At 40.7% G+C, this 25494-nt stretch carries 26 protein-coding genes; 25 read left to right on the top strand and 1 reads right to left on the bottom strand.

Annotation, left to right across the window (positions count from 1 at the left end):
• Positions 1-62 precede the first annotated feature (62 nt).
• Positions 63-1250 carry a dicarboxylate/amino acid:cation symporter gene (locus ABK01_RS10630; RefSeq protein WP_253675617.1) on the bottom strand — a complete coding sequence of 396 codons (1188 nt, stop codon included), beginning with the start codon at positions 1248-1250 and terminating at the stop codon, positions 63-65.
• Positions 1251-1507: 257 nt separating this feature from the next.
• Here ABK01_RS10630 and ABK01_RS10625 point away from each other — a divergent pair, with 257 nt between their 5' ends.
• The 25 genes from ABK01_RS10625 (at position 1508) to ABK01_RS10500 (ending at position 25494) form a co-directional block, all read left to right on the top strand.
• On the top strand, positions 1508-2950 hold the full coding sequence (locus ABK01_RS10625; protein WP_253675616.1) for an aminopeptidase: 1443 nt from the start codon (positions 1508-1510) through the stop codon (positions 2948-2950).
• 73 nt (positions 2951-3023) lie between these two features.
• A complete protein-coding gene (locus ABK01_RS10620; RefSeq protein ID WP_253675615.1) occupies positions 3024-4946 on the top strand; it encodes a phosphoglucomutase in 1923 nt (640 codons plus the stop codon).
• A 106-nt stretch (positions 4947-5052) separates the two neighbouring features.
• On the top strand, positions 5053-5439 hold the full coding sequence (locus ABK01_RS10615) for a PUR family DNA/RNA-binding protein (RefSeq protein ID WP_253675614.1): 387 nt from the start codon (positions 5053-5055) through the stop codon (positions 5437-5439).
• A 283-nt stretch (positions 5440-5722) separates the two neighbouring features.
• Positions 5723-6115, top strand: a complete 393-nt coding sequence (locus ABK01_RS10610) for a VanZ family protein (RefSeq protein ID WP_212565407.1) — start codon at positions 5723-5725, stop codon at positions 6113-6115.
• A 69-nt stretch (positions 6116-6184) separates the two neighbouring features.
• Positions 6185-6373: a hypothetical protein gene (locus tag ABK01_RS10605; RefSeq protein ID WP_253675613.1), complete on the top strand. Its 189-nt coding sequence runs from the start codon at positions 6185-6187 to the stop codon at positions 6371-6373.
• A gap of 102 nt (positions 6374-6475) precedes the next feature.
• Positions 6476-7777: a phosphoenolpyruvate mutase gene (gene aepX / locus ABK01_RS10600; protein WP_253675612.1), complete on the top strand. Its 1302-nt coding sequence runs from the start codon at positions 6476-6478 to the stop codon at positions 7775-7777.
• A complete protein-coding gene (gene aepY, locus ABK01_RS10595) occupies positions 7778-8905 on the top strand; it encodes a phosphonopyruvate decarboxylase (protein ID WP_253675611.1) in 1128 nt (375 codons plus the stop codon).
• Position 8906: 1 nt separating this feature from the next.
• Positions 8907-10757 carry a 2-aminoethylphosphonate aminotransferase gene (locus tag ABK01_RS10590; RefSeq protein WP_253675610.1) on the top strand — a complete coding sequence of 617 codons (1851 nt, stop codon included), beginning with the start codon at positions 8907-8909 and terminating at the stop codon, positions 10755-10757.
• 138 nt (positions 10758-10895) lie between these two features.
• A complete protein-coding gene (locus tag ABK01_RS10585; protein WP_253675609.1) occupies positions 10896-12113 on the top strand; it encodes an ATP-binding protein in 1218 nt (405 codons plus the stop codon).
• Positions 12095-12424, top strand: coding sequence for a nucleotidyltransferase domain-containing protein (locus tag ABK01_RS10580; protein ID WP_253675608.1), 330 nt, complete (start codon positions 12095-12097; stop codon positions 12422-12424). Before ABK01_RS10585 ends, ABK01_RS10580 begins: the two co-directional genes overlap by 19 nt.
• Positions 12412-12918: a hypothetical protein gene (locus ABK01_RS10575; protein ID WP_212565400.1), complete on the top strand. Its 507-nt coding sequence runs from the start codon at positions 12412-12414 to the stop codon at positions 12916-12918. Before ABK01_RS10580 ends, ABK01_RS10575 begins: the two co-directional genes overlap by 13 nt.
• Before the next feature lie 432 nt (positions 12919-13350).
• A complete protein-coding gene (locus ABK01_RS10570) occupies positions 13351-13455 on the top strand; it encodes an AAA family ATPase (protein ID WP_212565399.1) in 105 nt (34 codons plus the stop codon).
• Positions 13456-13504: 49 nt separating this feature from the next.
• A complete protein-coding gene (locus ABK01_RS10565; protein ID WP_253675607.1) occupies positions 13505-14602 on the top strand; it encodes a Gfo/Idh/MocA family protein in 1098 nt (365 codons plus the stop codon).
• A gap of 15 nt (positions 14603-14617) precedes the next feature.
• Complete coding sequence (locus tag ABK01_RS10560; RefSeq protein ID WP_253675606.1) at positions 14618-15739, top strand: DegT/DnrJ/EryC1/StrS family aminotransferase; 1122 nt, start codon at positions 14618-14620, stop codon at positions 15737-15739.
• A 6-nt stretch (positions 15740-15745) separates the two neighbouring features.
• Complete coding sequence (locus ABK01_RS11735) at positions 15746-16240, top strand: acyltransferase (protein WP_212565397.1); 495 nt, start codon at positions 15746-15748, stop codon at positions 16238-16240.
• 40 nt (positions 16241-16280) lie between these two features.
• Complete coding sequence (locus ABK01_RS10545) at positions 16281-16709, top strand: HI0074 family nucleotidyltransferase substrate-binding subunit (protein ID WP_253675605.1); 429 nt, start codon at positions 16281-16283, stop codon at positions 16707-16709.
• Between the two features lie 3 nt (positions 16710-16712).
• Entirely contained in the window at positions 16713-17012 is a 300-nt protein-coding gene (locus ABK01_RS10540; RefSeq protein WP_212565395.1) for a nucleotidyltransferase family protein, read from the top strand.
• 52 nt (positions 17013-17064) lie between these two features.
• The gene (locus ABK01_RS10535) at positions 17065-17421 is read left to right on the top strand and encodes a DMT family transporter (RefSeq protein ID WP_230974440.1); all 357 of its coding nucleotides are present in this window, start codon (positions 17065-17067) and stop codon (positions 17419-17421) included.
• 9 nt (positions 17422-17430) lie between these two features.
• A complete protein-coding gene (locus ABK01_RS10530; RefSeq protein ID WP_253675604.1) occupies positions 17431-18414 on the top strand; it encodes an NAD-dependent epimerase/dehydratase family protein in 984 nt (327 codons plus the stop codon).
• Complete coding sequence (locus ABK01_RS10525) at positions 18415-19293, top strand: UbiA prenyltransferase family protein (protein ID WP_253675603.1); 879 nt, start codon at positions 18415-18417, stop codon at positions 19291-19293.
• Complete coding sequence (locus ABK01_RS10520) at positions 19290-19853, top strand: HAD-IB family phosphatase (protein WP_212565393.1); 564 nt, start codon at positions 19290-19292, stop codon at positions 19851-19853. Before ABK01_RS10525 ends, ABK01_RS10520 begins: the two co-directional genes overlap by 4 nt.
• 37 nt (positions 19854-19890) lie before the next feature.
• Entirely contained in the window at positions 19891-21675 is a 1785-nt protein-coding gene (locus ABK01_RS10515; protein WP_253675602.1) for a DUF6044 family protein, read from the top strand.
• Positions 21676-21707: 32 nt separating this feature from the next.
• Positions 21708-23108: an oligosaccharide flippase family protein gene (locus ABK01_RS10510; protein ID WP_253675601.1), complete on the top strand. Its 1401-nt coding sequence runs from the start codon at positions 21708-21710 to the stop codon at positions 23106-23108.
• 16 nt (positions 23109-23124) lie between these two features.
• The gene (locus tag ABK01_RS10505) at positions 23125-24339 is read left to right on the top strand and encodes a polysaccharide biosynthesis protein (RefSeq protein WP_253675600.1); all 1215 of its coding nucleotides are present in this window, start codon (positions 23125-23127) and stop codon (positions 24337-24339) included.
• A gap of 3 nt (positions 24340-24342) precedes the next feature.
• On the top strand, positions 24343-25494 hold the full coding sequence (locus ABK01_RS10500) for a LegC family aminotransferase (protein WP_212565388.1): 1152 nt from the start codon (positions 24343-24345) through the stop codon (positions 25492-25494).

Raw genomic sequence — 25494 nt, 5'->3', positions numbered from 1 at the left:
CAACAGCTTCTAAAATATATACTTTGTTCGGCTGTTGCATTGTAAAGAATGAAGCCTTGTCTTTACGCCTTCTTCTTGTCGCGCGAAATAGCATCCACCAAAATGGCGATTGCGCCGTCTCCGGTTACGTTACATGCAGTTCCAAAGCTGTCCTGTGCAATATAGAGCGCGATAATCAAAGAACTCATCGTGTCGTTAAAGCCGAGGATGGACTGCACAAAGCCGAGCGCTGCCATAACTGCGCCGCCGGGAATACCGGGAGCTGCAACCATTGCAACACCCAAGATCGCGATAAAGGGGAGCATAATGCCGGCGCTTGCCGTTTGTCCGTGCAAGATGAGGATAGCCATCGAACAGCTGGTTAATGTGATGGTGCTTCCGGCAAGGTGAATGGTTGCGCAAAGCGGGATAACAAAGTCTGCAATTTTTTCCTGAATGCCGATTTTCTTTGCGGAAGCAAGCGTTACCGGTATGGTTGCTGCGGATGACTGTGTTCCCAATGCAGTAACATACGCCGGCAGCATTGTCTTAATCGATGTAAAGGGATTCCGTTTCGCAATCGTACAGGCAATGAGGTACTGGATGAGTATCATAATGACGTGCAGCGCAATGACGATTGCAAATACTTTGATGAATACCTTGAGGATAAGCCCAACTTGTCCCGCATGGGTCATGTTGGTAAATACGCCTAAAATATGAATCGGCAGAAGCGGAATAATGATAACTTCGATAACTTTCGTAACGATATTCTGAAATTCGCGTGCTGCATTTTTTAATGTTTCAGAACGGGTTACCGCGATACCGATACCCAGAACAAAGCTTAAAATCAACGCAGTCATAACGCCCATCAGCGGCGGCATATCGATACCGAATAAGCCGGGCAGCAGCGCATCTTCAGGGTTCGCATGGGAAAAAACATCCACATGAGAACTTAAAAAGAACGGGAAGAATATGGAATCGGTTACAAAGGCCAACGTACCGGCAAGCAGTGTTGAACCGTACGCAATACCGGCAGTGATAGCGAGCAGCTTTCCTGCATCGGCGCCCAAATCCGCAATACCCGGAATAACAAATCCGAGGATGATCAGCGGAATGATAAAGCTGAGAAAGTTGCCGAATACCCCGTTAAAGGTTGCCAAAATCTGAACAGGCAACGGCAAATGGATGGAGCGCGTCAAGTTACCGATTAAAATACCGGCAACGATTGCAATAATAAGACGCGGCAATAGACCTAATTTTTTTGCACTCACAATAAACTCCTTTTTAAAAGTGTCCGAACATCTCTAAAAGCTGACCGGTTTTTTAGAGATGTCCAACTATCTTTCTATAGTGTAGCTGACTTTCTGACGGTTGTCCAGTTTTTTTTGATATTCCGGCATCGTGATGTACCTCTTCTATAATTCTCTTCAATAGTATATACTGCCCCATCTGATGATTAAACTCAACATCTAAAGTTTTTAGAAATTGGTTGATAATTTGATACATCACATAATTAAGAAGGTGCACTATGGAACTCACGTATAAAGCAAAAACAGCATGGGAAAAGCTCACCGAAAGTGAACTTGCCGAGATGCAAACGCTTTCTCAAAATTACATCTCATTTTTAAACACCGGAAAGACCGAACGCGAATGCGCCGCTCAAATTATACGGCAGGCAAAGGAAGCAGGTTTTAAGCCGCTTGAAGAAGTGATAAAGAGCGGAAAAGCGCCTGCGGGTACAAAGGTCTATCTTAACAATAAAGATAAGTCCGTTGTGATGATGGTGCTCGGCGAGGATATCATGCAGGGGATGAATATTGTCGGCGCTCATATCGATAGCCCGCGTCTCGACGTCAAGCAGATGCCCCTCTATGAAGATTCCAACCTCGTGTTTTTAAAGACCCACTATTACGGCGGTATCAAAAAGTACCAGTGGACTGCAATTCCGCTCGCTATTCACGGGGTCATCTTTACCAAAGAAGGCAAGAAGGTTGAAATATGCATCGGTGAAGATGAAAACGATCCGGTGCTCTTTATCAGTGACTTGCTCATCCATCTTTCAAAAAAGCAGCTGCAGGAAACCTTAGCGGAAGGCATTACCGCCGAGCAGCTCAATGTCCTCGTCGGGAATATGAAACCTGCAACGCCGGATGAATCGGATGATAAGAAAAAAGACAAATCTAAAGAGGATAAAAAAGGAGATAAGGAGTCTCCCGTTAAGGAAAATATCTTAAAAATCTTGAATCAAAAATACGGCATTACGGAAGAAGATTTCCGCGTTGCGGAACTCGAGATTGTCCCCGCAGGAAAGGCGCGGAATGTCGGGCTTGATAACTCGATGATTGCAGGGCACGGCCATGATGACCGCGTATGCGCCTATACCACACTGAAAGCGATGCTCGAAGTTTCGGGGACTCCCGCAAAGACCTCCGTCGCCCTCTTTGCCGATAAAGAAGAGATCGGTTCGGTCGGTAATACCGGCATGACAGCGCTCTACTTTGAAAACATGGTCGCGGAGATTGCCGCCCTGCAAAAGGCTCCCTGCGATTTAGGCGTGCGCCGCGCATTTGCCAATTCCTGTATGCTGTCGGCCGATGTATCCGCCGGTTATGACCCCGCGTTTACGTCCGTATTTGAAAAGCTCAATTCGGCGTTTATCGGCAACGGTATCTGCATCAACAAATACACCGGCTCCGGCGGCAAGGGCGGCTCAAATGACGCAAACGCCGAATATCTCCAAAAGATCAGACATTTATTCGACACCAACAATGTTGTCTGGCAGACGGCGGAACTCGGCATGACCGACGCCGGGGGAGGAGGCACGATAGCCTACATCCTCGCTAAGTACGGAACGGAAGTCGTAGACTGCGGAGTGCCGGTATTGTCGATGCATGCCCCCATCGAATTGATCAGTAAAGTAGACCTTTTAATGGCCTACCGAGCCTACAAGGCGTTTTTAAAAGCACATTAAAGCGAAGCGGAACCTCTAAAAGCTGTGGTTTTTAGAGGTTTCGGTTAATCGATTTCGATACGAGAGAATATCAATGAATACAGCATACCCTGAATTACAGCAGGCCTTTGAAAAGATGATTCTATCGGCGTCAGGCTGGCGCAAAGTATTTGCTCAATCCGGAAGCGAAAACGACGGAGCGCCGGAAATTTCCGCCGCCGACCGCGATATTGTTTTCTTTGCCGCTCAATCATTTGCGGAATTCTTACAAGCTGAGTTTCCGGCAATCCGCACGATAGTCATAGCCCGCGACAGCCGTCCCACCGGCGCAGCGCTTTTAAAAGAGGCTGTAACGGCGTTTGCCGCTGCGTCCGCGATAACAGGTTCGGATGTGCCTATGGCGACGGTTGCTACGGCTATTTCCGCGGTGAAAAGTTCGGCGGCTTTAGCGGTACAATCGGTTGGAATAGCAGCGGCGCCGGAGATTATGGCGTACGCACGCGCTGCAGGGGCGGCTTTCATGTATATTTCCGCAAGCCATAATCCCATCGGGCATAACGGCTTTAAGTTCGGGTTGGATACCGGCGGTGTACTGGACGGCGCTCAATCCGCCCGGCTGATAGCCTTATTCACACAAAAATGCGCCGCCACACACCAAGATACTGCGGCTGCCTTGCGCAAACAGGCTAATCCGGCACAGGTACAAATGGTGTTTGAGGCAGAGGCTGCGCATAAACAAGCGGCGCTTGCAGCCTATCAAAACTTTTTACAGGAAGTGATTGCCGATTCAAAAGAGAGCGCGGAACAAGTGCGATTCTTTGACGGCATTCGACTTCAATGTACTGAGCTTGCAAAAGCAGGGAAGCCGTTTACGCTGGTTGCAGACTTTAACGGCAGCGCCCGCGCCGCTTCGGTTGACCGAGCTTTCTTTGAAAAGCTCGGTATGCAGCTTGTCGGTATTGCGGAAAAGGCCGGAAATATCGTCCACGGTATTATTCCCGAAGGGGGGAACCTCGCAACTTGTGCTGCAAAGATCGAAGAACTGCACCGGAGCAATCCCGCACAGGCGGAGAATACGTTGTTCGGCTACATGCCCGACTGCGATGGAGACCGCGGCAATATCATTTACTGGGATGAGGCGCAGCAAAAAGCGCTGATCCTTGAAGCGCAGGAAGTCTTTGCTCTTTCGGTTATCGCAGAACTGAGTTATCTGCACTACAGCGGTAACACCGGCGCGCCGCTCGCAGTTACCGTCAACGGGCCGACCTCGCTCCGCATTAACGAAATCGCAAAAGCCTTGGATGCGGAAGTGTTTTATGCGGAGGTCGGTGAAGCCAATGTAGTAAACCGGGCGGAAGATGCGCGCCGGTACGGTTACAAAGTGCGGATACTTGGCGAAGGTTCCAACGGGGGGAATATCACCTACCCCGCCGCCGTGCGTGATCCGCTGAATACACTCTTTGCAATCAGCAAGCTCTTGCTCATAAAAGATGAACCGAACCGCCTATGTCCGTTCCACATCTGGTGCGAGCGGTCGGGACAAGCGGCAAAGTACCGGAAAGACTTTACCTTTGCGGATATTATTGCAACGCTCCCCTGCTATTGGACAACCCCGACGCAGGAAGCGCGGGCGCTGATGCACATCCATACAACCGACCACACTGCGTTAAAATCGGCATATCAGAAGATTTTTATGCAGGAATGGGCGGATAAAAAACAGCTGCTGAAAGACCGGTTCGGTATAGCAGCCTGTAAAGTGTTTGCGTATAATGGAACGGTTTGTACGGAAAACCTCAGAGATTTTGGAGTTTCCGCAAAGGGTGGCCTCAAAGTGCAGTTCTATAATGCAAGCTATATGCCGATTGCCTTTATCTGGATGCGCGGTTCCGGTACCGAACCGGTATTCCGCATTATGGCAGACATCAAAGGATATGATCAGGCAGCGGAAGAATACCTTGTGCAGTGGCAGGGAGATATGGTACGCAAAGCCGATGCGGCGGTATCGGCAAAAAATTAAGAAAGCTGTAGCCGAATTTTACGGCGCCGGTAAAGGAATGCTGATGGTCTTACTGGCTATATGCATTCCGGCAATTATCGGTAGCTTTTAAGGGAAGGATAACGGAATGGGAATTCGAGGAGAATTATTTACCACTCAAATTCCGGTAGAGAACCGGACATATTTTTTTAATGTGAAAGAGAATCGGCTGGGTGATGTTTTTTTGCAGATTGTCGAAAGCAAAAACACTGACGGCGCCGGTTTTGACCGCCATGCAATTGTCGTATTTCAGGATGAAATGCAAACCTTTTTGCAGGGGCTTAACGAAAGCCTTGAATTTATCGAAAAAAAACGGAAAGAGCAGCTCAAGGAAAAACGAGAGAAAAAGCAGCGGAGTATTTCTGCAGAGACAGTCGGCGGAGAAAAAAAGAAAATCATCAATAAGCACAACTCAAGTACAAAACCGAAACCCGCGCGGAAGGTACGCATTGTCAAAAAAGACGAGGCAGAATAGGAAGTCTCCCTCGATGTCTTTGTCCCTTTATTTCATAAGCGATACGTTTAGAAAACCTTTGAATATCCGAAAAACCATAGCTTGCGTATCTTGCTTTTAGCTTAAACTTGGTGTATATTGCCGTAGTTTACGATTATCAGCCTTATGCGGAATGGAGCCTGTTTCGGCGGCACAGAAAGCAGCGGCGGTCATTTTTATTGATTGGCATACAGCCTGTTTAAAAATCAAAGCAGTTGTGTGAATGGGTGAGGTATGTCCTCATCTTATTTCGGAGGTGTCGGACATGATTTCAAAAAAAATCATCGAATATACTATGCGGTGTATGTCAATGTGTATCGCCGTTGTAATCTTTCTCCTTTCTGCGCAGTCAAAGCTGCCTATTCCGGAGAGCGTTTCTTTTCATGGATTAGATAAGCTTTTGCATGCATGCGCTTTCGGGAGTCTTGCTTTTACGCTTTCCTATTGGTTTGCTTCTGGTAAATGGCTTGCAAAACCGTTTAAATATTTCACGCTTGTTTGCCTTTTTACTGCTTGTTACGGTATCTCTGATGAAATCCATCAAATCTTTGTTCCCGGGCGCGATGCTTCCGTATATGACTGGTTTGCCGACTGTACCGGAGCTGTCTTAGCAACACTTGTACGGTTGGGGATGCTAAAACATCGGTTGGAGTTTTGATTCATGTAGCTCATGTAATGCCCCTGTGCTCATGCGTTAGAGAATATTGTTTTTAGGAAAAAGGCGCGAATGAATACCGCAATTATAGAAAAACTTACGGTCTTTTTTGATGCTAGACCCGAAATTATCCTTGCAATGCCTAAGGAAAGTGTTTTGCTGCATAGGCATACGATGACCGCTCTCTACTGGTATGAAGATTATTATCCCATCTATAAGCGCGGGCAAACATATATTCTTGAGCATGCTTTTAAGAAATAGACTGTTTTTATGAATTTTTGAGTGTGGTGTTAAAAATATTTAATTGATATTGGCGAATATGAGGCTTGATACAAGCTTGATGTTTTTTGGGAAATGTAACCTATGGAAAAAACAGTATATTTGGGAATTACCGGGGATATCATCCATCCCGGCATTATCAATATTATTGCAGAAGGTGCAAAATACGGACGCCTTATTATTGGGGTGTTGACGGATAGCGCTATTGTTTCGCATAAAAGATTACCGTATTTGACGTATGAACAACGAAAACAGGTTATAGAGAATATTAAAGGCGTAAGCGAAGTCATTCCGCAAGAAGACTGGTCGTATGTTCCGAATTTAAAAAAATTAAAACCGGATTTTATTATTCACGGTGATGATTGGCAAGTCGGCCCCTTAAGCAAGATCAGAGATGAAGTTTTTCAAGTAATGAACGAGTGGGGCGGTCAGGTGATTGAAATTCCTTACACGAAAGGAATTAATTCAACGGCGCTTGCCGCTAATATGCATACTATCGGGACAACGCCTGAAATTAGAATGAAAACGTTACGGAGACTTATCGAAGCAAAACCGGTTGTGCGGATTATGGAAGCTCATTCCGGCCTCTCAGGCTTGATTATCGAAAATATTGAAGTACAAAAAGAAGATGGTGTTCATCGTTACGATGGAATGTGGTCTTCAAGTCTTACCGATTCTACCAGTAAGGGAAAGCCAGATATTGAAGCGGTTGATCTTACAACTCGTTTACAAAGTTTAACGGATGTTCTGGAATGTACGACCAAGCCGATCATTTATGACGGTGATACGGGCGGCAAACCTGAGCATTTTGTATTCACCGTTCGAACTTTGGAGCGGAACGGTATTTCCGCTATTATAATAGAAGATAAAGTCGGTTTGAAGAAAAACAGCTTATTCGGTACGGAAGCTAAGCAGGAATTGGCACCGGTAGAAGATTTTTGTCATAAAATAGCGGAAGGTAAAAAGGCACAAGTTACCAAAGATTTTATGATTATTGCTCGCCTTGAATCTCTGATAGCAGGCCATTCTGTGGATGAGGCCTTGGAACGGGCTTTTGCATACGTAAAAGCCGGAGCCGATGGCGTTATGATTCACAGTAAAGAAAAAACAGGGGAAGATATTAAAGAATTCTGTAAACGCTTTAGAGGCGAATATAAAAAAGTACCGATCGTTTTAGTACCCACTACCTATAATCAATTTACCGAATCGGAGCTTGCTTCCTGGGGAGCAAATGTTATTATTTATGCGAATCACATGTTGCGGGCATCGTATCCTGCAATGTATAAAGTCGCAAAGACTATTTTAGAAGCTGAACGTTCTTTAGAAGTGAATGATATGTGTCTTTCAATAAAAAATATTTTGGAATTAATTCCGGGGACTAAATAAATGATACGCCCTCAATTTTTTTATGAGTTATTACAGGAAAACGGTACCGATTTTTTTACCGGAGTGCCTGATTCTTTATTAAAAAATTTCTGTGCATATATAACGGATACGGCAGATAAAACGCATCACATTATCGCAGCAAATGAAGGATGTGCTGTCGGACTCGCAGCGGGGCATTATTTTGCAACCGATACTATTCCGCTTGTGTATATGCAGAATTCCGGATTGGGTAATACGGTTAACCCGCTTCTTTCACTTGCAGATAAGGCGGTATATTCGGTTCCGCTTTTGCTTGTAATCGGATGGCGGGGGGAGCCCGGTGTTCATGATGAACCGCAGCATATAACGCAGGGAAAAGTAACTTGTGCACTTCTTGATGCAATGGAAATCCCGTATGCAATTTTGGAAACCGATGAGGAAAAGGCAGCTGTTCAAATTATACATGCCTATAAAATGATCAAAGAGAGAAATGCTCCGTTTGCGCTTGTAGTGCGGAAAGATTGCTTTGCACCCTATACGCTTAAATCAAACGACTCTGTCCCTGCTGAAATGACGAGAGAACAGGCAATAGAGCAGATAATAGCTCACGCTCCCTCAAATGCAGTTTTTGTTTCGACTACCGGAATGGCATCTCGTGAATTGTATGAATTACGCGAGAAAAATCGGCAAAAGCATAATACGGACTTTTTAACGGTCGGTTCAATGGGACATGCTTCTCAAATAGCGCTCGGTATTGCTTTATGCAAAACGCATCGTAAGGTCGTGTGTATTGACGGCGATGGCGCAGCTCTTATGCACCTTGGAGGGCTCAGTACGATCGGTACTCAAAAACCGAAAAACATGGTGCATATCGTTTTAAATAACGGCGCTCATGATTCGGTCGGCGGACAGCCTACTGTAGCGCGGAACATAAACTTATGTGCTGTTGCTTTGGCATGTGGATATGATCAAGCTCTATCCGTTGCAGCGCCGGAAGCGTTGCTGTCAAATTTAAAAATCGCGTTTGCAAGCCCCGGTACGGTATTTATTGAGGTGATGGTATCTAAAGGTGCGCGCCCTGACTTAGGAAGACCGAAATCATCTCCTATTGAAAATAAAAAAGCTTTTATGGCATTACTGGAGAAATAGTATGATTAAGGAAGCTGTTATTTTGGCTGGTGGCTTGGGGTCCCGCTTAAAAGATAAGACAAAAACAATGCCGAAAGGTTTTTTGGAAATAGGGGGAACAGCAATTGTAGAGCAATCGGTACAAAAACTGCTTGCTCATGGAATAGAAAAAATTATTATCGGTACGGGGCATTGCAACGAATATTATGACCGTCTTGCCCAAAAATATCCGGCTATCATTACGGTAAAAAATGAGCGCTATGCTGAAACCGGCAGTATGGGAACGCTTGAATGCTGTGCACCTTTGGTTACCGGTTCCTTTTTACTGCTGGAATCCGATTTGATTTATGATTCGATCGGATTATTTACTCTGATAAATGATGAGCGGAAAAATCTTATTTTAGCGAGCGGCGCTACGCATTCCGGTGATGAGGTATATCTCCAAGCTGATGCGGATATGCGCCTGACGGGGCTGTCTAAGAAGAAACAGGACTTACACAGTATTTTAGGTGAACTGGTCGGTATTACCAAATTGACGAAAGAAGTGTTAAATAACATGTGTGCGTACGCAAAGGATCATTATAATGATTTACCTAAAATGGAATACGAGCATGCGCTTTTGAAAATTGCGGAGACTGACGCTGTTGCGGTAAAGAAAATCGAGTACTATGTATGGCGGGAAATCGACGATGAAGATCATTTGGCGATGGCGGTAAATGATATTTATCCTCATATCGTAGAAAATGAAAACCTGCGCAATGTTCGCCGTGAAGTGCTTCTTAATCCGGGGCCTGCCACAACTACCGATAGTGTTAAATATGCTCAAGTCGCAGCAGATATTTGTCCGCGTGAAAAAGAATTCGGAAATTTAATGCAATGGCTTTGCGATGAAATGAAGCTGTTTGCGCTGGCGCCTCAGACTAATCCCGATGAGTATGAAACCGTTATGTTCGGATGCTCCGGTACCGGTGCGGATGAAGTCATGGTTTCTTCCTGTGTGCCCGATACCGGAAAGCTGTTAGTAATTGATAACGGCTCGTATGGGGCGCGGATGGCAAAAATCGCGCAAGTATATAAAATCCCTATGGATGTATATAAAAGTTCAACGTATGAACCTATCGACTTGGAAAAACTTGAAGCTGTATTTGCATCGAAAAAGTATACTCATCTTGCATGTGTATACCATGAAACAACAACCGGCTTGCTTAACCCCCTGCATATTATCTGCCCTATGGCAAAAAAATATGGCATGGTTACGATTGTTGACGCGGTAAGCGCTTATTGCGGAATGCCGATGGATTTAAAAACACTCGGTATAGACTTTATGGCATCTACCAGCAATAAGAATATTCAAGGCATGGCGGGTGTAGGATTTGTTATCTGCAATAAAGCCGAGCTTGAAAAGACCAAAGACTATCCGATGCGCAATTATTATTTAAATCTGTATGATCAATATGCGTATTTTTCAAAGACCCATCAAACACGGTTTACGCCGCCGGTACAAACGATGTATGCATTACGGCAGGCTGTTTTAGAGACCAAACAAGAGACCGTTCAAAAACGGTATGAGCGCTATACCGAGTGTTGGAATATACTAGTAGCAGCGGTTAAAAAGCTTGGCCTTGAAATGCTGGTAAAAGAGGAGCATCAAAGCCATTTTATTACGGCAATTTTGGAGCCGAAGACCCCTCAATACAGTTTTGATGCCCTGCATGACTTTGCTGCTGAACACAGCTTTACCATTTATCCGGGAAAGCTGGGGAATATTGATACATTCCGTATCGCAAATATCGGTGATATCAAACCTGAAGAAATGCGTACTTTTACCGTTAAACTCGAACAGTATATGCATGGAATCGGGGTAGGGAAGTAAACAACTTTTAAGGCACCCCCATTGATAATGCAGCCCTTTACAAGGGGCGTATTGTGTTTAGTAATATGTTAACGCTATTGGCATATATATGTTGATGGTATTGACATACAATGCAGTTGTTGATATATTTTCTTCACAATGTTACAGGCAGAATTAAAGAAAATATATCTTACACAACTTGAAAAACTGTGGAAAACCGATGACGGCATATATCGAGATGCATTAGCGGATATCCCCGATATAACAACCCATGCGTTTGTGGTATGCGGTGTTCGGCGGTGCGGGAAAAGCACCCTGTTACAGCAGTTTGTAAAGAAGCTCAATAAGCCGTTTTTTTATCTGAATTTTGATGATTTACGGCTGTTGGAATTCTCCGTTTCCGATTATGCAATACTGGATGCTGTTATTGAGGAATCGAAGAGTTCTCTTATTTTTTTTGATGAAATACAAGCCGCAGCGCATTGGGAATTGTATGTGCGGCAAAAGCTGGATCAAGGTTTTCAGGTTGTATTAACAGGCTCTAATGCCTCCCTTTTAAGCCGTGAACTTGGAACAAAACTGACCGGGCGGCATATCGTAAAAGAGTTGTTTCCGTTTTCTTATTCCGAGTATCTGCGCTTTGCGCATGCACAAAAAGGTATTCAATCGTTTGAAAGCTATTTTCAAACAGGCGGTTTTCCCGAGTATCTCAAGCTGAATAATTCCGAAGTTGTTATGCAGCTTCAAAAGGACATCTTATATCGGGATATAGCAGTGCGCTACAATGTCAGTGATGATAAATCGCTGCAGCGACTCTATGTGTATCTCGCTTCCAATGCCGCATCGCTGATTTCTCCCAGCAAGTTGAAAACAGTCGCCGGAGTAAAGTCGCATACCACCATTCTTGATTATTTTTCATATTTTGAGAATGCGTATTTGTTGAGCTTAGTGTCGAAATTTGCGTGGTCGCAAAAAGCGCAGAGCCTTGCCCCAAAAAAAGTTTATTTTACCGATATCGGATTGATACGGACGGCAGGGCTTACGTTTAGCGAAAATTCGGGGCATATTTTAGAAAATTTTGTGTTTAACGAACTCCGCCGAAAGTACGGGACTTTTGACGATAAACAAATCTACTATTATAGTGATGATGCGTGCGAGTGCGATTTTGTCGTTAATCCGCTTTTTGCACCGCAGTGCATTCAGGTATGCTTAGAGCTGAACCTCGATAACACCGAACGAGAGTTAAACGGACTTCTGAAAGCTATGGATTTCTTTAAGGTTCGGGAAGGACTTACCCTTACGCGGGATTCTCGTGATCTTTTTGTAAAAGAAGATAAAAGGATAACTATCATGCCTGCGTGGGACTACTTTGGGTAACAATGCGTCTGTCTGAAGAAACTAAAAGCATCATCATCGATTCCGTTCGTCGGCATTTTACGCAAGCTGAAAAAATTATCCTATTCGGTTCTCGTGCTGATGATAGCAAGCGGGGCGGGGATATCGATATACTGGTGCAAACGCCGCTTACTTCTGCTGCAGCCTTTGAAGAAAAATTACAGACGGCTGCGGCTCTACAATTGAAGCTCGGTGAGCAACGGATTGATCTACTTACAACAACCGGCGCTGATGATGGGCGGTTGATCGTGCAGAATGCATACCGGCAAGGTGTAGTATTATGGACGAAATAGCAAAACTAAAATGCGCTTCTGCACTGGAAGAATGTAAAAAACATATACACAGGATTGATGTGGCGCTTCAAACTTTGCATTCGTTTTTTCCGATTACAGAAGAGAGGCTGAACGCATTATCCGATGAGCAAACTGCTGTTTTGGATCAATTCCTCTATCGGTTTGCAAAGTTGCAAGATTGCATTGGCTTGCGGTTAATCCCTGCTGTATATAGTTTGCTGGAAAGCGATACAACCGCGCATCCGTTTATCGATATTCTCAATAAACTTGAAAAATTTAACATTTTAACATCGGCGGAGGACTGGCAGTATTTCCGTTCGTTGAGAAATAGTTTTGCCCATGAATACCCCGAGCGGCCGGAAGATATTGTCAATGCGGTTAATGCACTCTATGCTTCATGGGATAAATTTATGACACTATACATGAAGCTTGCTGTAACGGCAGAAAAACTGCTTGGTACGGAAGATTTGGAATGCCCGCTATCCAATAAATGAATAGCCTCCCCTGAAAACTTCATTTTTGAGGGGCTTGGGGTTAATTTACACGTTGTATAAATAGATTATACTATTTTATGGCTGTGTCTTTAAAGATTTTAAATTTATTGCTGTTTTTGTGCCTATACCTATAAAAACTTTAATTCTTGTTGGCTTTTTATGCTTATAGCTATAAGATTTGATTTATATTAGGATGTTTTATGGGTGTAAGCATAAAAACTACGGTCAGGCAATTGGATTATCTGCAGGACAATTTCTACAAATGCAATTTTCGGATGAATCTTGAATGTCTTGCTTGGAAGACGCTTAAAGATAAAATGGAATGTGATGGATTGACTTTCGAACGATTGTCTCCAAAATATATTTTTAAAGATGCCTATAAAGGTAAGTATATCGATTGCGAGCATATTTGAGCAATGAGGTAACATCTCCATGAAAAAACTACCGGTTGGTATCCATACGTTTTCTCAAATTAGAAATGAAGATTACCTGTATATCGATAAAACACAAGAAGCGTATCAGTTAATCAATAATTAAGCAAATTTAAGTATGTGGCTTTGGAGTGAAATTAAGAGAAGGATATAAAATGAAATATAAGATTGCGTTAATCGGCTGCGGCCGAATTAGTTTTAAGCATATTGAAGCATTTGTTGCGATGCAGGATACGGTTGATTTAGTTGCTGTTTGCGATCCCGTGCAGGAGCGTGCAGAAGAGAAAAAAGCTGAGTACGCTAAAGCACTGCCGAATGCAATGGTGAAAGTATTTGCCGACTATAAAGAAATGCTTGCGACGTGTAAACCGGAGATAGTAACGATTGCGACCGAATCCGGTAAGCATAAGGATATTGCGGTGCATTGTTTGCAGAATGGCTCTCATGTAATTTGCGAAAAGCCGATGGCACTTTCTACAGCTGATGCACAAGCGATGATTGATACGGCAAAACAACACGGTAAAACATTGGCAGTGTGCTTTCAGAATCGCTTTAATGCACCGGTGGTAAAAGCACGTGAAGCATATCAAAAAGGCCGTTTCGGTAAAATGCTGCACGGAATGATCCAAGTGCGCTGGAACCGAAATGAAGGTTACTACGAACAGGCAAAGTGGCGCGGTACGTGGGAGCAGGACGGCGGTACTCTGATGAACCAGTGTACGCACGGTATTGATCTTTTGCAATGGATGATGGGGGAAGATGCTGTCCGCGTGCAGGCGCAAACCCGCCGGTTTATCCGTCCGATTGATGCAGAGGACTTCGGTTGTGCGATTGTAGAATTTGCTTCCGGTGCTGTTGGCATAATAGAAGGAACTGCCGATGTGTATCCGAAAAATCTCAATGAAACATTGAGCTTATTCGGTTCGGAAGGTTCCGTTGTGATCGGCGGGCTTGCGGTTAATAAGATGGAAACATGGCGTTTTGCCGATGCGGAACAGGTAGGGGACACGGAAGAAAATGTCCTTAATCCTAATGAAAAAGACCCGCCGACGGTGTACGGTTTCGGACATACGGCTCTTTTTAGAGATGTCGTCGATGCAATCGAACATAATCGTGAACCGCTCGTTTCGGGCGAAAAAGGCAAAAAAGCTTTAGAGATTATCTTGGCTATTTATAAATCTCAAAAAACCGGATTGCCGGTAACGCTGCCGTGTGATTTTTCAACGTTGGAAATGAGGGGTATCTTTAAATAGATTAAGAGGAGAAAGATGATGAAAGTACCTTTTTATACTGCGACACGAGAATATAAAAATTTAAAAAATGAGTTCGATACGGCATTATCCTCAGTGCTGGAAACGGGGGATTTTATTTTAGGAAAAGCTGTAGCAAGTTTGGAAGAAGGAATACAACAGTATACCGGAGCAAAATACGCGGTCGGGGTTGCGAACGGCAGTGACGCATTGGTGATTGCTTCCGATATTCTTGGCTTTAAAAACGGCGCAGAGGTTATAACACCTGCTTTTACGTTTTTTGCATCCACTTCCTGTATTGCCCGCTTAGGCGGTAAACCTGTTTTTTGCGACATTGATGAAGACACCTTCTGTATGGATATGCAGGATGCGAAAAAACGTATAACAAAAAATACGGTCGGACTATTGCCTGTGCATTTATTCTTACAAACGGCGGATATGACTGCTTGTATGGCACTTGCAAAAAAGCATAATCTCCGTGTGTTGGAAGATGCAGCTGAGGCCTTCGGGATGCAGGATATGTATAACGGCGCTTTGCATCAGTCAGGAACTATCGGCGATATGGGGATTTATTCGTTTTTTCCGACCAAGACGCTCGGCGGCTACGGCGATGGCGGTATGATCGTTACGAATAACGAAGAGTATTACTTAAAAGCGAAAAGCTTGCGTGTCCACGGAGCGACAAAAAAATATCATCATGACTATATCGGCTATAACTCTCGGCTTGACAGTTTACAGGCTGCCGTTTTGGGTGTTAAGTTAAAATATATTGATGAATCGATTGCAAAACGAGCTGAACACGCAGCTCAGTATCGTGCTTTACTCAAAGATATCGGACAGATAAAACTCCCCGTAGTCAAAACGAAGGGAAAAGAGGTGTACTACGTGTTTAACATCCTTGCTGAGAAACGGGATGAACTGCAGGCATATCTCACCGAAAAAGGCATAGGCACAACGGTGTATTATCCCAAGTGCTTACATGAACAGGAATGTTTTAAGTATCTCGGTTACAAGAAAGGGGATTTCCCCGTTGCCGAAAAACTGTGCGCTTCCGTGCTTGCTTTGCCGATGTACCCTGAGTTGACTCAAGATGAAATTGCCTATACCTGTGATGCGATAAAAGTATTTTATAAGCGGTAGGGGAATATGGCTAAAAATTATTTTGTGCATGAATCGAGTTATGTTGATGAAGGTGCGGAGATAGGAGAAGAAACCAAGGTCTGGCATTTCACGCACATTATGAGCGGCGCTAAAGTCGGTAAAAGATGTTCCATCGGGCAGAATGTTAACATCGGCGGGAAGGCTGTTATCGGCAATGGCGTAAAGATTCAAAATAATGTTTCGCTATATGACGATGTGGTGATAGAAGACGATGTTTTTTGCGGCCCCTCCTGTGTGTTTACCAATGTGATAAATCCCCGTGCCTTTATTGAACGCAAACATGAGTATAAACAAACCTTGATTAAAAAAGGCGCATCTATCGGTGCAAATGCTACGATTGTTTGCGGAGTAACTGTCGGTGAATATGCGTTAATCGGTGCAGGAAGCGTAGTAACAAAAGATGTGCCGCCATACACCCTTGTCTATGGAAACCCCGCACGGGTGCACGGCACGGTGAATGAGGCGGGGGAGAAGGAGTAGAGGGGATGAAAGCCCTCTGGAAAAGTATTTATCATAGGCAATGATGAAAGATACGGAAAATATCCGTTGGAAACAGCGGTTTCAAAATTTTGAAAAAGCCCTCATCGTCTTTAAAGAAAGGTGCTCGGACGTTGAGGAACATCCTAAGGGTTCAAAATATTATGATGCATTTCAGATGGCATTGGTACAAGCTTTTGAAATTCTTATAGAGCTTTCTTGGAAGGTGTTAAAAGACTATCTTGAGAATGAAGGGTATACGGAAGTTCAAACAGGAAAGAGAGCATTCCGTCAAGCCTTTCAAGATGGAATGATTGAAAATGGAGAAGTTTGGTTAAAAGCTCTTGAAGTGAGAAATCTTACGAGTCATGTCTATGATGTTTCCCTTCTTGGAGAGCTTAATGATTTTGTGATTGAAAGCTTTTTACCTGAAGTTGAAAAACTTAATGATACACTGCGAGCGGAACTTTAGCGTATGCGGTACGGTTTGCCAGAAGAGCATATCAAAATCATTTTAAGTTACATTGCACGGCATAGCGAAATTGAGGAAGCTGTTTTATTCGGTTCGCGTGCATTAGGAACGTATAAGCAGGGTTCGGATGTGGACATTGCATTAAAAGGTAATAAAGTAGATTCTTTTTTGGCAGCGCATTTGAAGTCGGAAATTGAAGAGGAAACATGCCTACCCTATTTTTTTGACTTTGTTGCTTATGCTAAATTGAACCATAAGGATTTAATCAAGCATATCGATGAATACGGTGTGGTGTTAAAGTAGCGGTTGTTGAAAAATATCAAAAATATTTGTGTTTTGTAAAAGGATTGATAAAATGAATATAGGTGTTATTTTATTAAGTGTTTGTCTTAACTGCTGTGCCCAACTGTTTATTAGAAAAGGAATGCTTCAAGTCGGTGAAATGAACATGCTTCGAATGGCTTACAATATAGGGCTTTTAGCAAGCAATATATGGCTTTGGATTGCAATGTTTTGTTATGCAGTAAGTATTATCCTTTGGATGTCTGTTCTTTCAAAGGTTCAAGTCAGTTTTGCATATCCGTTCCTCAGTATAGGATATGTGCTTTCGGCAGTTGCCGGTTACTTGTTTTTTCAAGAATCTCTTTCGCCGGTTCGTATTGCGGGGATTGCAGTTATCTGTATTGGTGTTGTTCTTATTTCAAGAAGTTAAGGAAATTAAATGTATTATATCTTTGGTGGTAATGGTTTTGTTGGGCGCTATCTTGCAAATGAACTGTTAAACAGGAATGAATCGGTAACCGTTTGTGATATTCATGAAGTTCTGGATAGCCAAATAAATGAGAAGGCTGACTATGTTCATGTCGATATTCGTGATAAACGACAAATAGAAAATCTTTCATTTGCTTCGTGCGATACTGTTATAAATTTGGCTGCGAATCAGTATCACAACAGAGTACCCCAAAATCGCCATGATTATTTTTTTGATACCAATACTACAGGAACTCAAAATATCCTAGAGGTAATGTATGAAAGAGAATGTCTTAGCTATATTATGTTTACAACGGATATGACATACGGCAAGCCTCAATATCTTCCGGTTGATATAAATCATCCGCAGAATCCTTTTGGTCCTTACGGACAAAGTAAAAAAGTCTGTGAAGATATTTGCCGTGAATTTCGCAAAAAAGGGATAAATATAACGATTTTTAGACCTAGAATGATTATTGGACCTGGACGGTTTGGCATCCTTGTTAAGCTATTTAAACTGATTGATTTAGGTCTTCCTGTGCCTACGATCGGAAGTGGTAAAAATCATTACCAAATGATTTCGGTCTTTGATTGTGTTTCAGCAATTATTTGTGCTCTTGAAAAAGATATCCCTAATAAGGAGTATAATCTCGGATCGGAATCTCCGCCTAATATTACGATTCTTTTAGAAAAGGTTATACAGTATGCAGGCTCTTCTTCATCTGTTATTCATACGCCGGGAGGTTTTGTAAAACTAATACTTGCTCTTTTTGATAAAATAGGACTAACGATTATGTATCCCGAACAATTTATGATAGCCGATGAGGAGTACATTCTTGATATTTCACAAACTAAAAAAGATTTGGACTGGCAGCCTAAATATAGTGATGATGATATGTTAATAGATGCATATAGGATGTATTCGGAAACGAAAAGGAGAGACGGTAAGATTTAAATGGAGAAATTTAGAAATATATTAAAGCTCCTTCGTCTAAAACACTGTATAAAAAATTTTCTTGTTTTTGTTCCGCTTATATTTATGCGGGATGAAGGGGGGGGGCAGAGAATACTATATGTTTTAATTGGTTTTATTTCGTTTAGCCTTATTGCTTCAACAATATATATAATAAATGATGCTAAGGATGTAGAAAAAGATAAACTTCATCCAACTAAAAAAAACAGACCTTTTGCAAGCGGAAAAATTTCGATAGCAGAGGGTTTTGTGTATGCTGTATGTTGTTTTTTTATTTCTATAGGATTGCTTTCTTATCTAATTGTATTTCATCATGTCAGTTTTTTTGCTTTGTTCAATTTATTGCTATATTTTATTTTGAATTTAGCATATAGTTTGGGACTTAAAAATATTCCAATTATAGATATCACTATTCTAACAGCAGGTTTTTTGATTAGGGTTATGTTTGGTGCCATTCTTGCTGGAACCTTTGTTTCTTCATGGTTATATTTGACGATTGTTTCAGCTGCTTTTTATTTAGGTCTAGGGAAGCGTAGAAATGAAATCAAAATGGTTGAGGGTGGTATAGATGGCGCTACTCGTTCGGTTTTGCAAAAGTATACATTAAACTTTCTTGATAAATTTATGTATCTGTGTTTGGGTATGACCTGTGTGTTTTATGCTCTGTGGGCTAAGGAGTACCCTAATCCATATATGATTTTGACTGTGCCTGTGGTTATTATTATATTTATGCAATATAGTCTTGATATCGAAAGTTCCTATGATGGAGATCCTGTTGAAGTTGTTTTTGCAGATAAAAAGATAATGGCTTTTTGTTTGTTGTTTTTATGTATGTTGTTTGGAATTATATATCTATTATGAATGTATTTGATTTTGACGGAACGATTTATGATGGAGACAGTTCAATCAATTTTTGGCTTTTCTGTTTAAAAAATGATATAAAGCTTATTCGCTTTTTTCCTTTGCAAGTTAGCGGTCTGTTTTTATATATATTTAAATTTGTTGATAAAAAAGAATTTAAGAAATTGTTTTTTAAATTTTTACAAGGAATAAAGGATATAGATGCTTGTATTCTCTCTTTTTGGATTGAGAATGAAAATAAAATTAAAGGATGGTACAAAGAGATGCAGGCTTCAGATGATTGCATTATAAGCGCATCTCCTGATTTTTTGCTTCGCCCAATATGTAAAAAAATTGGTATAAATAATTTAATAGCCACAAATATGGACCAAAAGACGGGGAATATTCTAGGTGAAAACTGTTATGGAACTGTTAAGCCGATTTTATTTAAAGAAAAATTTGGAAAAATAGAAATTGAAAATTTCTACTCCGATTCAAAATCTGATTTGCCTATGGCTTTGCTAGCTGGAAATGCGTATTTTGTTAAAAGAAATCAAGTACAAAAATGGTGTCTAAGCTGAATTTGTGAATCATAAATTTTTATTATTGAGGATTTTTATGTTGAAATTAAAAAAGAAAGAGAGATATTTATTGCGTGTAATATTGCTGCTTGTGATTGTTTTTCTTGTATTTCCGGCGTTTATCGGTGAGAATTCTATCATTTCCATACACGATAATTTGGACTCCAATGCTGCATGGGCGAAAATGATCAAGGATAATGACTCTTTTTTTACGCTTAATAGTCCCACACCATCCTTTAATAATTTGTCAACTTTGTATTTTATGCAGGTTAATTATTCTTTATATTCTGCTATCTTTTGTCTTTTACCTACTTTCTTTGCCTATATGATTAATTATTATATTGCAATTATTGTAGGTTTCGTATCTATGCTTATCTTATTAAAAAGGCTTGGAATAGAAGATGATTTTATAGCTGTTGTTATCTCTATAATTTTTGCTGTATTGCCTAAATATTATTGGTCAGCTGTTGCTATTTCCTCTATACCAATTTTAGTAATTACATTTTTAGATATAATCAAACAAAATGCCGGATTTAACAAAAAATATATACTCCTTTTATTTTTTCCACTTATTTCAAATTTTGCTTTTGTCGGCATATTTGCTATAGGGTTATGGCTGCTTGTTTCCATAATTTTATTAATACGATCTAAAAAAATAAATATCAATCTGTTTGTTGCCTTTTTTGTTTTGTGTACTGGGTATATCCTTGTTGAATTTAAATTATTCTATCATGCCTTGGTAATAAAGGAGCCGTTAAATAGGTCAATATTTGCTCTGGGCGACGGTAATGTTTTGCTATGGTTTAAAAATTATTTTTTGAATGGTTGGTATCATTTTGCTTCTTTACAAAGAAAAATCATAATCCCGTTTGCATTTATTTTTTTACTTTTATATTTTTTATCTTTTTGGGTAAAACGGATAAAAACGCAATTTGAAAATATCAGTAGAAAAAATATTCACATAATATTATTTTTATTTTGTATACTTATCTCTTTTTCATTCATTGCGGCTTTGTATGAAAATAATTCTATCAGCACATTTGTTGAAACTGTCATTCCTCCTTTATCAGGGTTTAATTGGGGAAGAATTTGGGTTTTGAATATTCCGGTTTGGTATATTTTGTTTGCTTTAGTTGCTGTACAGATTAATGCTATATTTAATAAAAAATGGCTTGGCTATACCGTTGTTTTGTTGCAATTATGCTATGTTTTATTTTTCCCGACAGAGTATAATGATACTATTAAAACATGGTATAACGAAATTGTTTATAAAACAGGTCTTGATAAGGTCATCCATATAGATAAGACAATCTCTAAAAAATTTGTCTATAGCTCTGATGATTTTATTTCTTATAAAGAGTTCTTTGATATTGAGTTGTTTAATGATATAAAGCATGACATTGGATATGCTAATGAAAATGTAGTCGCTTTTGGCTATCATCCTGCGGTACTAATGTATAACGGCTTCCACACGGTCGATGGCTATAATAGTATTATTCCTCTTTCATATATGAGGAAATTCGGAAAACTGCTCGAGCCTGAATTTGCAGTGAATCCTGAAATGAGAGACTATTATAATAGTTGGGGTGGACGCATGTACTTATATAATGGCGGAGCTGATTTTTATGCGCCAACCCGTAATAAAAATCCTCAACCTGCGGCTTTACGTGTAGATATGAATATTTTGAAAGATACTTTTAATGTCAAGTATATCTTATCAAGGCCGGTGATTACTAACGCTGCTGTCTTAAAATTACATTTAGTGGAAACTTATACGCATAAAAATAGCATATATACTATTCATGTGTATAAAGTTTTGTAGTTAAATGTATTGAGCTTTTTAAGTAGGGCTAAATGGTTGATGTTTTTTCAAAAAATAAATCGATTTCCCGCGTTGTTATTTTTAATGTGTTTGGGAGTTTCGTTTTACAAGGGATATCGTTTTTTACTGCTCCAATATTTACGCGTCTTTTAAGTCCATCTGATTATGGTATCGTCGCTGTTTATACGGCATGGCAGGGCTTATTTATGTTATTTATCGGACTGCAAACTTATGGTTCTATTGCAAATGCCCGTATTACGTATGAAAAAAATACAATAGATATGTACTTATCTGCAATTATGACCTTAAGCTTCCTTTCTTTTGCTTGTGTTTTGAGTATTTGTATAATCTGGGTACGTCCATTATCAAGGATTTTGGGTATACAGCAGGGGTTTGTAATTCTGCTGCCCATTCATAGTTTTTGCGTCTTTATTGTTAACTTTTATACGACAAAATGGATGCAATTTAAAGATGTTGAAAAGAATGCTATTTTTGGAGTGTTAATAGCTGTCGTAAGTGTTTGTCTGTCGCTCATTTTTATTTACTTTTTTCAGGAGGAAAAATATCGAGGAAAGATATATGGTGCTGCTATTCCCCAAATTTTGTCGGCATGTATTTTTTTAGTTTTTCTATATAGGAATGGTCGATGTTTTTATAATAAAGACTATTGGCAATATTGTTTAAAATTGACTCTGCCGCTTATCCTTCATGGTGCGGGGGGGCTGATTCTATCCCAAAGTGATAGAATTATGCTGAAGAAGTTTGTTGGAGAGGAAAGTGTTGGTATATACAGTGTAGGATACAGCTTAGCTCTTATTATTTCTTCGATTTGGGGAGCCTTGAATACTTCGTGGGTACCTTTTTACTATGAGTATAAGAAGGATAACAACAGAAATCTCATTTTGGAAAAGGCTGGTCGGTATATGACGCTTTTTTCCGTGCTAACTATGGGGTTTTTACTATTAGCACCGGAGGTGTATAAAATTATGGCCCCATCGGCCTATTGGAAGGGAATCCGCCTTATTCCGCTTATTGTATTGGCGTACTATTTCAATTTTTTGTATGCCTTTCCTGCTAATCATGAGTTTTTTTATCAAAAAACTATCTATATATCATTAGGTACTTTAGTAGCTGCCGGTATTAATATTGGTCTAAATTTCTTGCTGATTCCCATATATGGAGATATGGGGGCGGCCATTGCAACGGTTGTTTCGTTTGTGTTCTTATTTCTTTTTCATGACATTATTGCGCGGTATGTTATAAAAAATTTGGAATATCATTTTAGGTTTTATCTGTGCGGTCTCGTACCTGTTCTGTGCGTTGCTATCTTATATTATTTTACATTATCGTTTTGGTATATACGATGGGCAGTCGCAACCTGTTTAGGGGTATTCCTTTTATTGCGTATTATTAAACAAAGGGCATTGTTTTAAAAAGGAAGGAGTCTTTATGGTTGATTTTAATATAGAAAATTTTATTTCAGAATATGTAATAAAGCGGAAAGAAAGTCTTTTTGCTTCTGATATTCGTGCAAATACAAAACAGTTGAGTGCTTGTATTGAAGGAAAAACAATGCTCGTAATTGGAGGGGCAGGCAGTATTGGAAGTTCTTTCATTAAAGCGTGTTTACCGTTTAAGCCCCGCACCCTTGTCGTAGTTGATACAAACGAAAATGAGCTTGCGGAATTGACGCGAGATTTACGAAGCACAAAGGGGTTGTTTATTCCCGATGACTATGCTACGTACCCGATTAATTATGCGGATGTTGTCTTTGAGAAGATATTGAGAGCGAGGAAAGGCTTTGATATCGTAGCAAATTTTTCTGCACATAAGCATGTCAGAACTGAAAAAGATATATATTCTATTGAAGCTTTGCTCAAAAATAATATTATAAATGCGAAAAAGTTATTGGATTTGTTAAAAGAATTCCCTCCAGCAGCATTTTTCTGTGTTTCTACGGATAAGGCTGCAAATCCTGTGAACGTAATGGGTGCAAGTAAAAGAATAATGGAGGATTTAATTTTTTCATACTCCGATTATTTCCCCGTTAAAACGGCACGTTTTGCGAATGTGGCTTTTTCAAACGGTTCGTTACCGGCAGGATTTTTAGAACGCATAGCTAAATATCAGCCGATTTCTGCTCCAACTGATGTCAAGCGGTATTTTGTTTCTCCGAAAGAGAGTGGCGAAATTTGTATGCTTGCTTGTATGCTTGGGCATAATCGTGAGGTATATTTCCCAAAGCTGGATCAAGTTTCAACAATGACTTTTTCCGATATTGCAGAAAAATTATTACACGAGTTGGGTTATACCGTATGTAAGTGCAGTTCGGAAGAAGAGGCAAAAGAGAAGGCCTTACAACTGTTTAGAGGTAGTAGGGATTATCCTGTTTATTTTTCTGTTTCAGATACAACAGGAGAGAAACCTTATGAAGAGTTCTTTACCCAAACAGAAACGGTTGATATGAATAAGTTTTCCGCACTGGGTGTTATTACGGGTATACAAAAGCGTTCATCCACTGAAATTAATGAATTTATTTTTGAACTGGAGCGATTGTTTAATAACGATACGCTGAAAAAAGCGGAGATTATAGCACTCTTAAAGAAATTTCTACCAAATTTTGAACACGAAGAAAAGTATAAGAATTTAGATGGGAGAATGTAAATTATGAATATTAATGAAGTTATTACTTTTATCAAAAAGCTCTATAATGCTGATTCCGTACAGCTGCACGCACCGGTTTTTATCGGCAACGAAAAAAAATATCTTGCGGAGTGTATTGACACCTCCTATGTTTCCAGTGTCGGTGCGTTCGTGGATCGGTTTGAAAAAGATATGGCAGAATATACGGGAGCTAAGCGGGCCGTTGTGTGTGTTAATGGCACGAATGGCATTGCAATAGCGCTTAAACTTGCGGGCGTTGAAATGAATGATGAGGTTATTACACAACCGTTGACATTTATTGCAACAGCAAATGCTATTTCTTATTGTTATGCCCATCCGGTATTTTTAGACGTTGATAAGGAAACAATGGGGCTTTATCCTGTAAAGATGGTTGAATGGCTGAAAGAACATGCTCTAATTAAAAATAATGAATGTTTTAACAAACAAACCGGTAGGCGCATTAAAGCTTGTTTGCCTATGCACACCTTTGGGCATCCTGTTAAGCTCGATGAACTTGTACAGGTTTGTAATGATTGGAAATTGGAATTAGTTGAAGATGCTGCTGAAAGCATCGGATCCTTTTATAAAGGGCAGCATACCGGAACATTCGGTAAAATCGGTGTTATCAGTTTTAACGGTAATAAGACAATTACAACCGGCGGCGGCGGGATATTGCTTTTTCAGGATGAGAAGCTCGGCTCCTATGCAAAACATATTACAACACAGGCAAAAATTCCTCATCGGTGGGAATTTAAGCATGATGCAATTGGATATAATTATCGTATGCCGAATATTAATGCTGCATTAGGATGTGCCCAGCTTGAAAATCTTGATGTGTTCTTAAAAAATAAACGGGAAACAGCTATGCGGTACAAGGCATTTTTTGAAGGCTCCGATATTACTTTTTTTGATGAACCGAACAGTACGCATTCGAATTTCTGGCTCAATGCGGTTATATGTGAAAATAAAGCAAAACAACAAGAATTTTTAACAGCAACGAACGATGCCGGTGTAATGACTCGTCCTATTTGGGAACTTATGAATCACTTACCTATGTTTAAAGATTGTGAATGCGGTGATCTGACCAATGCCGAATGGTTTGCAGAGAGGGTTGTGAACATTCCGAGCGGAGTAAGAATCGATTGTATAAAATAG

The organism is Treponema sp. OMZ 305, from assembly GCF_024181325.1.
Classification (GTDB): domain Bacteria; phylum Spirochaetota; class Spirochaetia; order Treponematales; family Treponemataceae; genus Treponema.
This window is presented reverse-complemented; position numbering and strand designations above follow the sequence as displayed.